This is a genomic window from Paenibacillus hunanensis (genome assembly GCF_034055775.1).
GTDB lineage: Bacteria > Bacillota > Bacilli > Paenibacillales > Paenibacillaceae > Saccharibacillus > Saccharibacillus hunanensis.
The window spans coordinates 2558108-2576643 of the sequence record NZ_CP139194.1; the positions used below are offsets into that span (position 1 = coordinate 2558108).

Genomic DNA, 18536 nt, shown 5'->3' on the forward strand with positions numbered 1-18536 from the left:
TGCTGCACAGCTTTATATAGTTAATGAAGCATTGGAGTCGTATATCGAATATACGTACTCCACGCAACTGTAATGAGTAGAGTGTAAATGATCTGAAATAGATATCTTGAGATAGCTATACGATCTATTGCTTTGTCAGAAAGGAGGAAAAAGAATGGGGAAAATTCGTGTTTTGGATGAGCATGTTGCCAACCAGATTGCGGCGGGGGAAGTAGTAGAGCGTCCGGCTTCTGTCGTGAAGGAGCTAGTGGAAAATGCGATTGATGCGAAGGCGACCCGGATTGATGTGTATATTGGCGAAGGTGGGCTGGAGTCGATCCGTGTACAGGATAATGGACTTGGCATCGCCGCAGAGGATTGTGAGACGGCCTTTTATCGTCATGCGACCAGTAAGCTGGCAGATGATCGTGATCTGTACCAGATTACAAGCCTGGGCTTTCGTGGAGAAGCATTACCAAGTATTGCCGCAGTATCCAAGGTTGAGCTACTCACAAGCGCTACAGACGATGGAGCAGGTCGACGTTTGATCATTGAAGGTGGTACGCTCAAAAGTAACGAGGATGATGCTGCTCCTCGCGGCACCGATTTCCGTGTGAATGCACTCTTTTACAATACGCCAGCACGGCTAAAATATATGAAAACAGTCCAGACTGAGCTTGGACATATTTCCGATATGATGTATCGTATCTCGCTTGCGCATCCTGAGATTGCCTTTACGCTGCGACATAATAATAATCTGCTGCTCCAGACGCCTGGCAGTGGCGATATGCTACAGGTCATTGCAGCCGTCTATGGCACTTCCGCAGCCAAGATGGTGCTGCCGATCAATAGCGATAGTCTGGATTACCGAATCGATGGCTTTATTGGACGCCCCGAGATTGCGCGCGCGAATCGTAATGCGATGTCCGTGATCGTAAATGGACGCTATGTTAAAAATTATGCGGTGAATCAGGCGATTTTACGCGCCTATCATACATTGTTGCCAATTAATCGTTATCCACTCACTGTACTGCGTCTGGAGATGCATCCGTCACTTGTCGATGTGAATGTGCATCCTGCTAAGATGGAGGTGCGCTTCAGTAAAGAGCCAGAGCTAATGCAATTTGTTGAGGAAGCGGTACGGCAGGCTTTACGTCGAGAAATTCTCATTCCGCATGTGACCAAGCAAACGGTCAAGCGTGGTAATAGCGAGTCTGTCATTCAGGAGCAGTTTAATTTTACACGTCCGCAACCGCAGGTTGATGGTTATGCGGGCAATGATTTATTTTCACCAGCAGGAGAGATGCATTCAGCGGCGGATGTGGGTACCGGAGCCAGAAACGGTGAAGATATCGGCGAACTGGATGCACCTTATGTACCGCCGCTCACTGATCAGGACATTCCACCCCATCATCCGACTCAGCAGGGGATAGTAACAGATGGATCTAATCTGCATGGAGCATCCCCAGAGACTGATGTCAATGGAAATCACATTACCAGCCAGTCCGATACTGGAGCTACTAATCCGCAGCCTGCTAAAGATCCAACGGGGATTCAGCATAGAGAGCTGGCTTCAAACGCTGTATCACAGCAATCGTCGGCCTCGTCTACAAATGATGGGCAACCATCATATAAGCATAGTGAAAATGGTGGGGCTAATCAGCAACAAGCTCAGACAGGTGACGACCAACAACCATTCGCCAACCGTATGCCTGAGACATCGTCTGTAGGGGATTCGGCGGTATCCGCTCCAACCCATAGCCCTTTATCTAATGGGCAATCGTCAACGATACCGCCTATATCACCCGCTGCTACGTCCGTACAAGGCAATCCAGCCGCTACGACTGCTTCATCCGGCGTTCGCGAGCGTCCTGCAAGCTATACACCGGATAAGCGCGCATCTGCTCCTCATTCGCGTCCACAGCAACGTCATGGAGCGAGTCGGACGATTCCAGCTGAACTGCTTTATGGTACAGCGGAAGAGCCGGATGTGCCGGAATTTCCAGAGATGACGCTCATCGGTCAGCATCATGGAACCTACCTGATTGCGCAAAATGATGAAGGCTTGTTCCTGATTGATCAGCATGCCGCGCATGAGCGAGTGAATTATGAGTTTTATTATGAAAAATTTGGTCAGCCGGAATCGGCTTCACAGGAGCTATTGCTACCGATTACACTGGAATTTACACGCGCCGAGGCGGATAAATTGAAGGATTGTTTACACTGGTTTGAACGTGTTGGTGTCTATTTGGAGCACTTTGGCGGTCAGACGTTCCGAGTATGCGCTTATCCGTACTGGTTTCCTAAAGGGGAAGAGCAGCGTGTCATTGAAGAAATGGCAGAGTGGGTGCTGAGCGAACGTAAAATTGATCTTGCCAAGCTGCGTGAGCAGGCGTCTACGCTCTGTTCGTGTAAGGCATCGATCAAAGCGAATCAGCGCCTGACCGATATGGAAGCACAGACGCTGATCAAGCGATTGTCTGCATGTCGACAGCCGTACACATGTCCGCATGGACGTCCAATTGTTGTATCCTTCTCCAGCTATGATCTGGAAAAATTGTTTAAACGGGTAATGTAAGGGGAAACAGTCTCGTCAGAGGTGATGTACGATCCTAATTCGTTTAAGACAGGGATCGCTTATACTTTTATGTGTGAGACTGCTACTGGTTACCGCAAGAAGAATGGAGAATGAAGCTATGTTAATAACCACAGGCGATGAGCCTTCGGTAGCCACGCTAGAGCGTGCCCAAAAGCTGGCGGAGGAGTTCGCTGTACGCTATGTCCCGCGCAGAGGACGATCGGTGACACGACTGGCAAGCGATAATGGCAATGTGCCTGTCATGGTACTGGTTGAAAATGAAGTACGACTCGTGCAGCCTGGTGAAAAAGCGATGTTCTTCCATCCGAGTATGGCATTTGTCCGTGCTAAGCGTCTGCTCAAGGGTGAGGAGGATGTGATGGTCAGTACAGCAATGCTCCAGCCAGGAGATCAGATACTGGACTGCACCGCAGGCCTTGGTGCTGATTCGCTCGTATTTGCGCTGGCAACTGGGCCTACTGGCTCAGTAACTTCACTCGAAAGCTCGTTGCCCTTATCGATGCTGTTAACCGAAGGGCTTCGCAGTCATAAAACAGGTCTTTTGCCTTTTGATGAAGCGATGAAGCGCATCGAAGTAGTCAATCAGAATCATCTATCGTATCTAAGCCAATTGCCGGATAAAAGTATGGATATCGTCTATTTTGATCCGATGTTTCGAGAGGCAGTGCATGAGTCGGCTGCTATTGCGCCACTCCGTGGCTTTGCGAATGATCATGCACTTCATCCCGATGCGATTGCCCATGCCATACGTGTTGCACGAAAAGCGGTGCTGCTCAAGGAGAAATGGGACAGTCCTGAATATGAACGTCTTGGATTCAAGCGAATCCGACGTAAAAAGTCGAAAATAGAATATGGAGTGATTTACCCATGAATACGCCGTTTGGGCCAACGGGTCACACAACAGACAAGCCCAAGCTGCTTGTATTGATCGGACCGACTGCGGTCGGAAAAACCGCAATAAGTATTGAAATTGCCAAGCGATTTGGCGCAGAAATTATCTCTGGTGATTCTATGCAGGTGTACCGTGGTATGGATATCGGTACAGCTAAAATCAAGCCAGAAGAAATGCAAGGCATTCCCCACCATCTGATCGACATTTACGATCCGAGCGAAGCGTTCTCGGTAGCCGAGTTTCAGCAACGCTGTCGGGAGCTAATTCCGGATATTAGTAGCCGCGGTAAATTACCATTTATCGTTGGTGGTACAGGACTGTATGTGGAATCGGTCAGCTATGAATTTCAATTTAGCGAGAGCGGAGCAGATGAGGAATTTCGCCGTGAACAGACGGAATATGCAGAGCAGCATGGGGCACAGGCGCTTCATGATCGCCTTGCTGCTGTTGATCCGCAAACGGCTAATCGACTGCATCCGAATGATCAACGACGCATTATCCGCGCGCTGGAGGTACATCATTTGACTGGAGTAAAGCTGTCTGACCAGCTTGCGGGCCAGACTCGCACCTCGCCATATGAATTGTGTATCGTCGGTTTGACAATGGATAGGGAAATGCTATATAAACGTATTGAAGCACGGATTGATCAGATGCTGGATGAAGGCTTGCTGGATGAGGTGCAGCATCTGCTGAATCAGGGATATACCCCCGGAATGGTGGCGATGCAGGGGCTGGGCTACAAAGAGATTGCTACCTATCTGACTGGTGGCACAAGCCTGAAAGAAGCGGTTGTTTTGCTCAAGCGCGATACGCGGCGCTTTGCCAAACGACAGCTATCCTGGTTCCGCCATATGCATGATATTCACTGGGTGGATGTGACTGATGTGGAAAATAAAGAACAGCACATCGATAAAGTATATGACATTGTAGCAGGAACTTTATACCGCGATAGGGAATATACTTCAACAACTCCAGTGTGAGTGATCTGCTCACACGGTGTAAAATGAAAAAGGGATTTTTGCGAAGCATAAAATCCATACTGCTCCAGTGTGAGTGATCTGCTCACACGGTGTGAAATGAAAAAGGGATTTTTACGAAGCATAAAATCCACACTACCTAAATCGCATCCAGCACCAACAGGTATCACATTTTTTATCCAATTGAGCATTGAGCCAATGCTGAATTAATAATCACTTGGGGGTACGGTCAATGAACAAATCTATTAACATTCAGGATACTTTTTTAAATCAATTGCGCAAGGAAAATATTCCAGTGACAGTATACCTCGTAAATGGATTCCAGATTCGTGGCACAATTAAGGCATTTGATAACTTCACCATCATGGTAGATAGCGATGGTCGTCAGCAAATGATTTACAAGCATGCCGTATCTACGTTTACTCCGTCACGCAACGTATCCCTCATGCAGGATAATCAAAGCGAGACCTGATCCGCATTGCGATGCGGTATACTGTGCAACTTATCTGCTATGTGATTTGTTGTACATTTGAATTGAAACTTTTGTGCTTTGTATATCGTTTAATGAAGAGAAAGAATTGGACAACCCCTTCTCAGGGTTGTTCTTTTCTTTCCAATACCTGTCCAGCATGTTAGCAATGAAATGCACTACATGGTTTACCGAAAGGGAGTCAGAATAAACAATGCCAAGACAGCAACTATCCCGCAGTGACAGAAGCCAGCCAAGTCGTCCAACAACAACGCGTCCAGCGCGTCCGAATCGTAGCAGTACATCGGGCTCCGGTGGCGGCGGTAATGGTGGTGGCAATGGCGGTAAAAAGAAAAAGAAGCGGATAACGGGTAAAAAAGTCTTTTGGACGTTATTCGGTGTAACTGCACTGGGAATATTTTGTGCGCTTGCCGCTTACCTGTTCATTATGGTTAGTGGAGAAAAGATCTATGAGGAAAACATCAACAAACTCGCTGTAAGCGAGCCAACCAAGGTCTATGATCGCAACGGAACGCTCATTTTGCAGCGTAGTGTACGTACAGGTGATCCAGTTAAATACGAGGATATACCGAAGGAAGTTGTCGAAGCGTTTGTCGCTACAGAGGACAGACGGTTTTTCGATCATCAGGGCGTAGACCTGTGGTCGATCGGACGGGCTGCCGTGCGTGACGTGATCGCTCGCTCTGCGGTTGAGGGCGGAAGTACGATTACCCAGCAGCTTGCGAAAAACGTATTTTTGAATACAGATAAGACCTTCTTCCGTAAAGCAACCGAAGTATCGATCGCTCTGGCGATTGAACGTAAAATGACCAAAGAAGCGATTATTACGACGTATTTGAATCGGATTTACTTTGGCTCTGGCGCATACGGTATTAAGGAAGCCGCAGAGACTTACTTTGGCGTGAGTGATCTTAGCAAGCTGAAGCTGTGGCAGATTGCTACGCTAGCAGGCTTGCCAAAAGCACCTTCGCGTTATAGCCCGTTAAGTAACCCGGATCTGTCGCAGCAACGACGTGCCGTTGTCCTACAGCTTATGCAGCAGCAGGGCTACATTACAGCGGCGCAGGAGAAAGAAGCAGAGAGCGTTGTATATGATTATCAGCCACCGAAAAAGGAATCTCAATATGATGCTTTTATCGAATATGCAATGCAGGAAGCAGAAGATGCGACAGGTCTGAGCGCGGATGATCTGAACCGTGGCGGATACAATATCTACACGACGATGGATGCCAAAGCGCAAAAGACACTTGAAGATGCATTCAACAATGATGAATTGTTTGAAAAGAGCTCGGATGATGTGAAGGTACAGGGTTCGATGGTTATCGTTAACAACGATACAGGCGGCATTGTCGCCCTGCTCGGTGGACGCGATTACAAGGCAGGTAACTTTAGCCGTGTAACAAGTCATCGTCAGCCAGGTTCAGCGTTCAAGCCGATCATCTCCTATGCACCAGCACTACAAAGTGGCAATTATAATTCCAACTCAATGCTCAACAATGAAAAGCAATGTTTTGGTAGCTATTGTCCGAACAACTTGCATGGCGGCTATTCTAGCTCCATCTCGATGACCGCAGCGCTTGAGGATTCCGTCAATATTCCAGCGGTATGGCTGCTGAATCAGATCGGGATTGATGCAGGTATTAACTATGCGAAGTCTGTAGGCTTCAACCTGACAGCGGATGATCGCAACCTGGCGATTGCGCTGGGCGGTCTGAGCAAAGGTACGAATACCCTGGAGATGGCGCAAGCCTATCGTGTATTCGCCGATGGTGGAACGTACATGCCAGCGTATGCGGTCAAGAGTATTAGTGATAGCACCGGTGCCGAAGTGTACAAAAATGACATGAAATCAACACAAGTGCTGAATAAGCAGGCCACAGACGAAATGACTCAGATGCTGCAAAATGTCGTACAAAACGGTACAGGTAAACGGGCGCAAATCAATCGTCCAGTAGCCGGCAAAACAGGTACGACGCAGCACGGCATTTCCGGTTTGCGTAGCAGTGCCAACCGTGATATCTGGTTTGCTGGATATACGAAGGAATGGACAGCAGCCATCTGGATGGGCTATGACCAGCCAGATCGCAATCATCTGCTCAAAGACGGTAGTGGTCGTGCCGCAGCGATGTTTGCAGCTGTAATGGGACCTGCACTGGAAGGTTATCCGGTGCAAAACTTTGATGCTCCAGATGAGGTCGCTCCACCACCGGTAGAGGAAACACCGGAAGAGCAGCCACAGCAACCACCAGCTGCTGTAACCGGGCTGAGTGCTTCATTTGATCAGAACAGTCAGGCAGTTGCTCTATCATGGAAAGCAGTAGATGGCGCGACTAGCTACACGGTATATCGTAAGGAAAGCACGGCAACTGAGTTTAATGCGATTGCCAATGGAGTATCTGGCAATTCTGCAACAGATGCCGCGGTAACGCCAGGTGCAACCTACGAATATTATGTGACTGCTGTAACGGCGGATGGCGCTCAATCAGATGCCTCCAACACCGCTCGAATTACGATTGAACAGGCAAGCCCTGAACAAACAGATAATCCAGACGGTGTTGTTCCACCGGGAGGAGAGCCTTCCACTCCGCCTACAGGCGAAGAGAATGGCCCGGGTTCTGGAAATGGTCCAGGCAATGGAAATGGCAATCAGGGTAACGGCAATGGTAATGGAGGTCCAGCGCCTGGTCCAGGTAGCGGTTCAACCGATACTGGAACCGGAACGACGGATGGCGGACAAACGGGTACAGATAGTGGTGGACAAACAGATAGCGGTGGTGCAGCTCCGGGTACGACAACACCGGGGACAACGGCCCCTTCATCTGATGGAACAGATAGTACAACCACATCGCCAGATGGTACAACGACAGCACCGCCATCTACGCCATAAGCCTTCTTGTATCTTCAAAAGCCTCCAATCCACGCGATTGGAGGCTTTTTTGCAGGATTTTTTTGAGCCTGTGCTGTAAATATGCTATTCTGAAGTTACTTTGTAGGAAAGGGACGCTTCCATGAAACGTAAATTTGCAGACCGAGCGAACTGGCGGCGTGTCATTCAACGCAGCTATACTCGCCGCTACGTCAACAACAATATTTTTACAGGATATGTGACACTGTACCATATGAACCGACTACGCGAGCCACTGTACAAAATTTACGGAGGTCGAAGATTCTGCATTGCTGCTGCTGAGTATTCATGGATGCAGTATTACCCCGAAAATGCGAACTATGTAGTCACAGCCATGTTTGATGATCGGCAGGAGATTATCGAATGGTATATTGATATTTGCAAAACACAGGGAATCACGGATCAGGGAGTGCCGTGGTTCGACGATTTGTATCTCGACATCGTCGTGATGAAGGATGGACAGATTTTTCTGCTGGATGAAGATGAGCTGGATGATGCATTGCGTCGTCGTGTCATTACGCAGCAGGATTATCAACTGGCGCATGCAACGGCACGCCGACTGCTGAAGCAGATCGATGCGCATGCCTTTCCGCTGTTTCCGCTTTCACTCAAGCATCGTCGCAGCTTGTTTGGTCGGGAGCATCATTCATAAGCACAGGAAAAGGTAGCGGTAAACAAAGCATCGTTATGATGGAAAGGCAGCATCCTGTTTACGAGGCGATCACTCTTCTGATACAACCCTGAACAACTTCGATTACTAAGGAGAATGCCCATGAAACAGGTAACACATGATACAGGGACAGAGCAGCAGGCACGAGCTGTGCTGGTCAGTCTGATCACACAAATGGACAAACGCAATGGAACCAACACTGAAGGCTCCATTCAAGAGCTGGTTAGCCTTGCTGAGACGGCTGGGGTTGAAGTGCTGGAGCAGATGACACAGAACCGTGAGACACCGGATACACGCTGGTTTATCGGTAAAGGTAAGGTGGAGGAGCTTCGCATCCTGCTGGAAGCACTGGGAGCGAACACCGTTATTTTCGATCAGGAGCTATCTGGCGCGCAGGTACGTAATCTGGAGGAGCATCTGGATGCGAAAATTATCGACCGTACGCAGCTGATTCTGGATATTTTCGCCCAGCGCGCCAAAACGCGCGAGGGTATTTTGCAGGTAGAGCTAGCACAGTACAGCTATTTGCTGCCACGTTTATCTGGACAGGGGAAAAACCTGTCTCGTCTCGGTGGTGGTATCGGTACACGTGGACCGGGTGAAACGAAGCTTGAAACCGATCGCCGCCATATCCGCACTCGGATTACCGATCTGAAAAGACAGCTAGAAGAGGTGATGCGTCACCGTACCCTGTACCGTGAACGCCGTAAGAAGTCTGGCGTTGTGCAGGTTGCACTGGTGGGCTATACGAATGCTGGTAAATCAACCCTGCTCAAGCAGCTCACTGACGCGGATGTATATATCCAAAATCAGCTATTCGCAACCCTTGATCCGACCTCGCGCACACTGGAGCTTCCGGGTGGTAAGGAAATTGTGCTTACCGATACGGTAGGTTTTATTCAAAATCTGCCGCATGATCTGGTCGCTGCCTTCCGTGCCACACTGGAGGAAGTGAATGAAGCGGATCTGATCCTGCATGTTGTAGATGCATCGTCTGAACGTCGTGACGAGCAGATGGCAGTGGTGGATGAGATTTTGCAGGAGCTTGGTGCTGGCAGTAAGGATCAGATTGTACTGTATAACAAAATCGATCTGTGCTCGCCTGCCCAGCTAGAGATGCTGCCATCGGATCGCCATCATCTGCGCGTTAGCGCCTACACAGAGTCAGATCTGGAGCAGATCAAGCAGCTTATTCAAGAGCAGCTTGGCGGCGGTCAGCGCATCTATCGTATTCCAGCAGATCGTGGTGATCTGATTGCCCAGCTATATAGCTTTAGCAGTGTGATCGAGCAGGACTATGAAGAGAATGACGCCATTTTTAAAGTTGAGCTGAATAAGGTGGATTACGAGAAGTTTGGTTATCGTCTGCAAGAGTATGAAGTGCGCAGCTAGGTTGAAGTAGCGTGCTCCTTATCGCTGTATGGAGCTACTAAGCTTCAGCAGCATGATATAGCAGGACGATGAAGAGAACGACGCCATTTTTAAAGTGTGGTTAAATAAACTGGATATCTTTTATTCGAAAATCATATAGGCGGACATTCGTACACGTTATGTTGACGTTCATGTTCAGGCATAAAACGTATCAAATATAACGCACAAAGTGACAAAATTACGACAATTCGTGATAACGCTTTTCTTAACCTATCGCACCATGTAAAATATGAAGCGCGATCAAGAGAGTTATCGACCTGTTTTTTGTGTAATGGCAACTTAGACGTATTAGGCTTATCTACGTCTGGGAGCCATTATAACGTCAGTTTAGAAAATGTAGCCGATCCATGGTGATCAATCAGGAACGGACATATAAAACGAGCCCGCCCGAGCTGTTTGGGGCGGGTTATCATTGTGGGGAGAGACAAGCATGCCTGTTTTTGATGAACGAATTACAGCGTGGTCTGCGCAGGCAGACGAGCTAATCGATAAAGCCGTTCGTAATCTGGACGGAATTGTAGACAAAAATCAATGGAAGGTGATCGAGGCCTTCCAAAAGCATAAAGTGAGCGATTATCATTTTGCTGGCTCCACTGGCTATGCGTACAACGATCGTGGACGCGAAGTGCTGGAGGATGTGTATGCAGAGGTGTTTGGTGCCGAAGCTGCACTCGTGCGTCCGCATTTTGCTTCCGGTACGCATACGATTGCGACGGCATTATTTGGTGTATTACGTCCTGGAGACGAGCTATTGTACATTACCGGTCGTCCTTACGACACCTTGCATAAGGTGATTGGTAAGCCTGGCGATGGTAAAGGCTCATTAGCCGACTTTGGTATTGGTTATGAGGAAGCTGCCCTTAATGAGCAAGGACAGGTGGACTGGCCGGAGGTTGAGCGTCTAATGAATGAGCATACACGCGTGATTGGTATTCAGCGCTCGCGTGGCTATGATTGGCGTTCTTCATTTACAATTGCCGATATTGAAGCAATGGTGCAGCGCATTCGTTCCTATAACAAGGATGTTGTTATTTTTGTAGATAACTGTTATGGCGAATTCACCGAAACGCTGGAGCCGACTCAGGTCGGCGTGGATCTGATGGCAGGCTCCTTGATCAAAAATCCAGGTGGCGGTATAGCGGAAACAGGCGGCTATATTTGTGGTAAACGCAGCTATGTGGAGCTAGCTTCGTACCGTTTAACTGCACCGGGCATTGGCGGCGAGGTTGGGGCGATGCTGGGAACGACACGCGGCATTTATCAGGGCTTATATATGGCGCCGACGATTGTCGGACAAGCGCTGAAGGGGAGTATTTATGCGGCTGCCATGTTCGAGCTGGCAGGCTTCAACAGCAAGCCGGGCTGGGCAGAGCCGCGTACCGATCTGATTCAAGCGGTATCCTTCCAGCAGGAGCAGCAGCTCATTTCCTTTGTACAGGGGATTCAGCGTGCCGCAGCTGTAGATAGCCATGTAGTGCCAGAGCCGTGGGATATGCCTGGTTACGAGCATCCGGTTATTATGGCGGCAGGTACATTTATTCAGGGTGGAAGTCTGGAGCTATCTGCCGATGCACCGATTCGTGAGCCATACATTGGCTATATGCAGGGCGGACTTACGTATTCTCATGTGAAGCTGGGAGTATTGATGGCTTTGCAGACGATGCTAGAGCGTAATCTGCTATAAGGTAAAGGGTAGACGTATACTACTAGAGTCATGTTTCTGCTAAGTGATGATTATTATAAACAAATCTTTAAACTAATCAGGTCATGCTCATGCAGAACATCTAGTCATGCGCATACGGAATAGAGTAGCAAGTGTCGGAATCATAATCCGTCAGGCAGTCCATACAATAAAGTACAATATCCGGATAACAGAGGAATTGTTTTCCGGATATTGATATGACTGCATACGCTAATATAGCTAATTACACGCTCAGCTTCTGTGGCAATGATTCCTGCATATACTGTAATCACGGAATTTAATCGAATGATCAAAAATTATATTTAAAGTTAAATATATACTTTGGCATTGTTTATAGAATCGCTATTCGATTGTTTTGCTATATGTCTGACTAATTGTTAATAAGGGTAAATCATGTAGGATTCCAGCTCGCTTATAGGTATTCGATATAAGTTTATTGATTGTGTCTATAAGTGAATTTCAGGATACATTTATCATGTGAAAAGTGAGTCATATTCTACTATATATTCTTTTAAAAAGCCTTCATGTATCTATTCTAGGCGCTGTTATTGCTCACCAACAGAACATGTCAAGTACAGGCGGATCAAGTTAAATGATCAATGCAGCAAGCATGTTCAGTTTATTATCATGATGATAGATGAATGATCCAAGTTAGCCGTTAGAGGAAATCTGTAATTTGTCCTCTCGCCGACAACTCATGCAATTCTCACATAGATAAACAGTCATTGCGAGTGTTCGTTACGCATTCATGTAAACTGTAACGACGAAACCAATGCTAGCTCTGTTACGTTTAATACAATAATGCAAGCGATGTGACATCGATAGACACAATTGCAACAAAATTGGATTTATAAATCGATTATTTGATATGTATAAGAAAACGGATTACCCAATGGATGATACCTTCATAACAAACCTTGCAATCTTTCAGAAGCGTTGTAACATAATTAGAGAGATTCGCTGTCCCAGCGTGCATTTATAGGGCATCTAATGTTATAATAAATCTGCGAAAAAGAGAGCTTGCGGAATTAAAATGAAAATTCAGCCCCGGCATTGTTAAGCACATGTTAACGCAATATAAAATTATTGTGAGTTAAGTTAACATGTTATTGACGCCTTATATCAGGATATGTACAATAGTAGCAAGAGAATCGAATGCTAAAATGCTAATTGGAAGGTTGATGAATACATGGGTGATGAAATTCGGAGAAATATGGCGCTATTCCCTATCGGAATCGTGATGAAGCTTACGGATCTATCTGCACGTCAGATTCGTTACTATGAGCAGCACAATCTGATCGTTCCGGCACGTACTTCGGGCAATCAGCGTTTGTTTTCGTTTAATGATGTAGAGCGCTTATTGGAAATTAAGGCGCTTATCGAGAAAGGGGTAAATATCGCTGGCATCAAGCAAGTGATGAACCCTGTATCGAAGGAATCTGAGGAAGCGACTGTGATTACACCAGACACGGAAGAGCGTCGCAGGGAATTGTCAGATTCGCAACTTCATCGTATGCTTAAACAGCAGCTGGTTACAGGCAAGCGTCCAGGCCAGGTGTCTCTTATTCAAGGGGAGTTATCCCGATTCTTCAACAAAAAATAATCAGACCACAGAGGAGAGGGTAGCGTGAGTTATACGAAGGAAGATATTCTGCGAATTGCGGAAGAGGAAAATGTACGTTTTATCCGTCTGCAATTTACCGATTTGCTCGGTGCGATCAAAAACGTTGAAATCCCGGTTAGTCAGCTGGGTAAAGCACTGGACAATAAAATGATGTTCGATGGTTCCTCCATCGAAGGCTATGTACGTATCGAGGAATCTGATATGTACCTGTATCCAGATCTGGACACATGGGTTATTTTCCCATGGGTAACGGACATTCGCGTGGCACGTCTGATTTGTGATGTGTACATGCCGGATGGTACGCCATTTGCTGGCGATCCACGCGGCATTTTGAAGCGTAACCTGAAAGAAGCTGAAGCAATGGGCTTTACTGAAATGATGGTCGGACCAGAACCGGAATTTTTCCTGTTCCGTACCGATGCTAATGGTAACCCAACTGAAGAACTGAACGATCAAGGTGGATACTTCGATCTAGCTCCAACCGATCTGGGTGAGAACTGCCGCCGTGATATCGTTATTACGCTGGAAGAAATGGGCTTTGAGATCGAAGCGTCTCACCACGAGGTAGCACCAGGCCAGCATGAGATCGACTTTAAATATGCTAACGCTCTGCAAGCAGCAGATCAGATCCAGACGTTCAAGCTCGTGGTACGCACGATTGCTCGTCAGCATGGTCTGCATGCCACATTTATGCCGAAGCCGCTGTTTGGTATGAACGGTTCTGGTATGCACTGTCACCAATCGTTGTTCAGAGAAGGCACGAATGCGTTCTACGATGAGAGCGATGACATTGGCTTGAGCGAAATTGCACGTCATTATATGGCAGGTATTCTGAAGCATGCACGTTCGATGGCAGCTGTAACGAATCCTACCGTAAACTCCTACAAGCGTCTGGTTCCAGGCTATGAAGCACCTGTATACGTAGCATGGTCTGCAAGTAATCGTAGCCCGATGGTACGTATTCCGGCTTCCCGTGGACTGAGCACACGTATTGAGCTGCGTAACCCTGACCCAACAGCGAACCCTTACCTGGCACTGGCTGTTATGCTGAGAGCAGGTCTGGACGGTATTGATCGTCAACTGAACCTGCCAAAACCGATCGACCGCAACATCTACATAATGACTGAAGATGAGCGTATCGATGAAGGTATCCCAAGTCTTCCAGGCGATCTGAAAGAAGCTCTGCACGAGTTGCTGCGCGACGATATTATGATCACTGCACTTGGTGAGCATGCAACTGCACACTTTTATGAGCTGAAAGAGATTGAATGGGACATGTACCGTACTCAGGTACACCAATGGGAAAGAGATCAGTACATGACGCTGTATTAATTTTGAGTGTATAAATAGAGCCCGAGTAAGACTGCTGATGCAGTTCTGCTCGGGCTTTTTATGATTTAAAATGTCAGTGCTAGCCATTCATCAGTACGATCAATGCATGTAATTAGCCTTTCCATCGTCACGATAGACAATGAACAACCATAGGGTTACAAGTCGGTAATCTGCACCCAACCTACGATTTTTGGAGTTTACCCACCTGTGGAAAATCAATAACCTAAGAGTACAAGGTTATCAAGCACGTACGCTGGAAGCCTTGAGGGTGTTGGCCAACATCTTTTGAAAGCGTTATCTTTAATTGCTTTCCTCCTTACTATGACTCCTCAAACGTGAAAGGTGATGAACGATGAAAAAAATGGCAGTTTTATTAAGTGGAGCTTTGTTACTTGGTATGGTACCTGCTCTATTCGTTCCCGCTCCAGTTTCAGCAGCAACGCCAGCCCCATTTACAGTGGACGTATCAAATCTATATCGACCTGTCACCCATGTGGCGTCTGGTTCGTTGTATGGATTGGCAGAGGAAGGACGACCAGCAGATGATCTGATCGCACCAACACATCCGAAGATGTTTACCCAGATGGCACCGGATGGTCAGCAGCTTCCAAATGGTGAAACAAAGCCGATTGGTGATGCGCTCAAAGTGGCGCCTATTGCGAAACGTAATGGTGCAGAGGTGACGATTCGGCTACCTGACATTTATCCCGATTTTCCGTACCAATGGGTGAGCTGGGATGACTGGTATGGAAAAGTAGATAAAATGGTGCAGGCGCGTCTGGATTCAGGTGCAGATAACATTTATGGTTATGAGCTATGGAATGAGCCGGATTGGACATGGAATACCAATAAGGCTGGCCCATTTAACGACGGTTGGACTAAAACGTATAATCGCATTCATGCACTTGATCCAAATACCAAAACGATTGGACCAAGTATTTCAAAATACGATTCTAATTTTATCAAAAGCTTTTTAACCAATGCTCGAGATACGAATACACTGCCAGACATCATATCCTGGCACGAGCTGGATGGTCCAAAGCCGATTACTGATCATGTGGCCGATTATCGGGCAATTGAAAAGGAGCTAGGCATCAGTCCAAGGCCGATCAGTATTAATGAGTATAGCACACCAGCTGAAGAGGCGGTGCCCGGAGATCTGTCACAATATATCGCTCAATTCGAGCGTTCAGGCGTGGACACAGCTACGATTGCATTCTGGTTCCGTCCGGGTCGTCTGAGTAATCTGATTACAGCAAACGGTGAGAAAAATGGCGGCTGGTGGCTGTATAAATGGTATGGCGATATGAATGGTCAGATGGCGCTAACTACACCAGGCAATTCCAGTAATCTGGATGGAGCGGCAAGTGTAAGTAATGATAAGAAGGAAATCGATGTGCTATTTGGTGGTGGCTCAGGTAATCAAAATGTAGTCATCAAAGGATTGGGTGGACTGTCTACCTTCTCTGGTACAGCAAGTGTGAAGCTGGAAAGTACCCCATGGTACGGAGTAGATACACCGGTGAGTGAGCCAACGACCGTATTTACAGGCAATGTAGCTATCCAAAACGGTCAGATTACGATTCCAGTTACCGATATGAAGTCATCATCGGGCTATCATGTCACCATTACACCGGGTGCACAAAGCGATATTACTCGCTATGAAGCCGAGAAAGCAAACGTACAGGGTGCCAGTGTATTAAGTAGCAATCATGCTTCCAGTAGCAGTTATGTAGGTCGGATCGATCATCCAGATAGCTATGTGGAGTTTACAGTGAATGCTCCAGCCGCTGGCAATTATAATCTGACAGTTGGCTATGCGAACGGCGGTTCAAGCACCTCCCAGCAGTCGCTAAGTGTCAATGGAACAGAGGCAACTACGCTGAATTATTCAGCCACAGGGGGCTGGCTTGATGCCGCAGATGGTGCTGCCGTTCAACAACAGATTGCTTTAAAAGAGGGCAGCAATACGATTCGTCTGACCAAAGCTGGATCGGGCTATGCGGAGCTGGACTATATCCAGCTACAACAGCTAGGAAGCTTCAAGCAAAGAGTCGAAGCAGAAGATGCCCAGGTGAGCGGTGCTCGTATTGTGAATGGTTCGTATGCTTCTAACGGTCAATTCGTTGGAAACATCGATAATAGCAATAGCTCGGTGACGTTCACTGTGAATGCACCAGCAGCAGGTACGTATAAAATGGATATTGGTTATGCCAATGGTACAAACAGTACCTCAACACACACATTGACCATTAACGGTCAAGCTCAAGATGCAGTGTCGTATCCTACAACTGGGGGATGGACAGCGAATGTGCCGAACTTTGGTACCCGCCAGATTGTGACTGTATCGGTTAATCTAAAGCAGGGCGATAATACCATCGTATTAGGCAAAGGGAACGGTTATGCGGAGCTGGATTATATTGAGGTCTATTGATCAGGAGAAGTAGAGTTGTAAGATGAATCAAATCGATGAGTTTATACATGCATTATAAATGCAGTATGATCTATAAGCACGATTCTAAGATTGCTTTATGCTGTATAATTGCCTGATTTTCAGCCTGGTGAGGATAAGTCTATGAAAAATAGCCCGAAGTGCACGTCAACAGAACGTGATGCTTCGGGCTATTTGTTTACCATTTTTGCCTAATAGCTAGGTTACGTATAATCTAACCAACCACACTCAATTACACTATAAAATCAAACTGATCTATATTATAGAACCAAACTGCACTAAAAATTAAACTAACTACACCAGCAAAGCACCCATTGTATTACATAGCCTAACAGTACATGCGCTTTACGGCTCCTGCAAATGCTCAGGCAATGGAATATCTGGATCTACAGTCATACTATTCAAATACGTATTGGTATATGTGTCTCGAAACTGGGTCGGTGTCATGCCAATATAGCTTTTAAATAGCTTCATCAAATACTTTTCATCCCGAAAATGAAGTTCATACGCGATCTCCTTGATCGACTGATTGGTCGTACATAATCTTTCTTTCACGAGGCTTAATTTGAGCGTGTTAATATAACGAATCGTACTCATGCCCAGATTCTTTTTAAATAAGCGGGTCAAATGGTCAGCGTTAAAGCAAAACGTATCTGCAATCTTTTGCACAGTCAGATCATGATAGATATTCACTCTAATCCACTCCACGATCTGCATAAACTTCTGGTTATGCTCCTTATTAAGCCATTGTTGCTGGAGAAGCTGCTGTATATATTTATCGGTTAATTCGAGCATGAGCTCGGTTACGAGGTAGTCGACAGCATAGGTGCTGTAATACGACGTGTGGGAGATATCGAGAATTTGCTTCATCAGCACGACGGGTTTATCCAAATAAGGCATTGAGAAAAAGGATGGCAGGCAGACGTAGGCACCTAGCTCTTTTCGCTGTTGTAGCTCAGCACTGGCAAGCAGCAGACTCATAAAGGTATCGTTAGAATCGATAATCACATCCTGACGAGGAATGAAATGTAGCCAGAAAAAGCTAACCTCGTCGTTGGAGGGAGCATAGCCTACGTACTTTACTCCAGGAGCGATCAGCATAATATCGCCATGCTTGATCTCATAGTGCTCGTTGCCAACCTGTAGATAGACCGTCTCCTTGAGTCCGATGATTAGCTCGTAATCCTTTTCCAGCTTCATCGGCTTATGCTTCCAGCCCTGATTTCCTACAAATTGACCGCATTTGTAATACGCGAGCGGACGCTCAATATTGATTCTCGTTACCGGCTTCATCCGTCAATCACCGTCACTCTCTGCTGTAATATCAGTTTTCACTACGAAAAGTCGTTTTTGTACACCTTTGATTAGCAAATACATAACTAAACACGCTATTCACACGTATTATAACATGAATTTAAATGGATTTAAGTCATTAAAATAATTGGTAAAGATCGGAAATATACACTTAAACTACGAAAACTTA

The 18536-nt window shown here is 46.7% G+C and carries 12 protein-coding genes; 11 read left to right on the forward strand and 1 reads right to left on the reverse strand.

The features are described from left to right. Positions 1 to 154: 154 nt before the first annotated feature. From mutL to SK066_RS10470, 11 genes are all read left to right on the forward strand, one after another. Entirely contained in the window at positions 155 to 2557 is a 2403-nt protein-coding gene (gene mutL, locus SK066_RS10420) for a DNA mismatch repair endonuclease MutL (RefSeq protein ID WP_320544601.1), read from the forward strand. 118 nt (positions 2558 to 2675) lie between these two features. Then, entirely contained in the window at positions 2676 to 3449 is a 774-nt protein-coding gene (locus tag SK066_RS10425; RefSeq protein WP_320544602.1) for a class I SAM-dependent methyltransferase, read from the forward strand. Then, positions 3446 to 4450 carry a tRNA (adenosine(37)-N6)-dimethylallyltransferase MiaA gene (gene miaA, locus SK066_RS10430; protein ID WP_320544603.1) on the forward strand — a complete coding sequence of 335 codons (1005 nt, stop codon included), beginning with the start codon at positions 3446 to 3448 and terminating at the stop codon, positions 4448 to 4450. The genes SK066_RS10425 and miaA overlap by 4 nt, the downstream gene beginning before the upstream one ends. Before the next feature lie 229 nt (positions 4451 to 4679). Then, positions 4680 to 4919 carry an RNA chaperone Hfq gene (hfq, locus tag SK066_RS10435; protein ID WP_188777805.1) on the forward strand — a complete coding sequence of 80 codons (240 nt, stop codon included), beginning with the start codon at positions 4680 to 4682 and terminating at the stop codon, positions 4917 to 4919. 211 nt (positions 4920 to 5130) lie between these two features. Continuing rightward, positions 5131 to 7824, forward strand: coding sequence for a PBP1A family penicillin-binding protein (locus tag SK066_RS10440; RefSeq protein ID WP_320544604.1), 2694 nt, complete (start codon positions 5131 to 5133; stop codon positions 7822 to 7824). A 121-nt stretch (positions 7825 to 7945) separates the two neighbouring features. Beyond that, the gene (locus SK066_RS10445; RefSeq protein ID WP_188777801.1) at positions 7946 to 8494 is read left to right on the forward strand and encodes a ribonuclease FAU-1 family protein; all 549 of its coding nucleotides are present in this window, start codon (positions 7946 to 7948) and stop codon (positions 8492 to 8494) included. 120 nt (positions 8495 to 8614) lie between these two features. Further along, positions 8615 to 9904, forward strand: a complete 1290-nt coding sequence (gene hflX, locus SK066_RS10450) for a GTPase HflX (RefSeq protein ID WP_320544605.1) — start codon at positions 8615 to 8617, stop codon at positions 9902 to 9904. 469 nt (positions 9905 to 10373) lie between these two features. Further along, positions 10374 to 11627: a methionine gamma-lyase family protein gene (locus tag SK066_RS10455; protein ID WP_320544606.1), complete on the forward strand. Its 1254-nt coding sequence runs from the start codon at positions 10374 to 10376 to the stop codon at positions 11625 to 11627. A gap of 1207 nt (positions 11628 to 12834) precedes the next feature. Next, positions 12835 to 13248, forward strand: a complete 414-nt coding sequence (locus SK066_RS10460; RefSeq protein WP_188777794.1) for a MerR family transcriptional regulator — start codon at positions 12835 to 12837, stop codon at positions 13246 to 13248. 24 nt (positions 13249 to 13272) lie between these two features. Next, positions 13273 to 14601 (forward strand): type I glutamate--ammonia ligase, encoded by a 1329-nt coding sequence (gene glnA / locus SK066_RS10465; RefSeq protein WP_188777792.1) that lies wholly within the window; start codon positions 13273 to 13275, stop codon positions 14599 to 14601. Positions 14602 to 14953: 352 nt separating this feature from the next. Next, positions 14954 to 17035 (forward strand): CBM35 domain-containing protein, encoded by a 2082-nt coding sequence (locus SK066_RS10470; RefSeq protein WP_320544607.1) that lies wholly within the window; start codon positions 14954 to 14956, stop codon positions 17033 to 17035. A gap of 363 nt (positions 17036 to 17398) precedes the next feature. Here the strand turns inward: SK066_RS10470 and SK066_RS10475 are convergent, their stop codons facing one another. Beyond that, positions 17399 to 18346: an AraC family transcriptional regulator gene (locus SK066_RS10475; RefSeq protein WP_320544608.1), complete on the reverse strand. Its 948-nt coding sequence runs from the start codon at positions 18344 to 18346 to the stop codon at positions 17399 to 17401. Positions 18347 to 18536 lie beyond the last annotated feature (190 nt).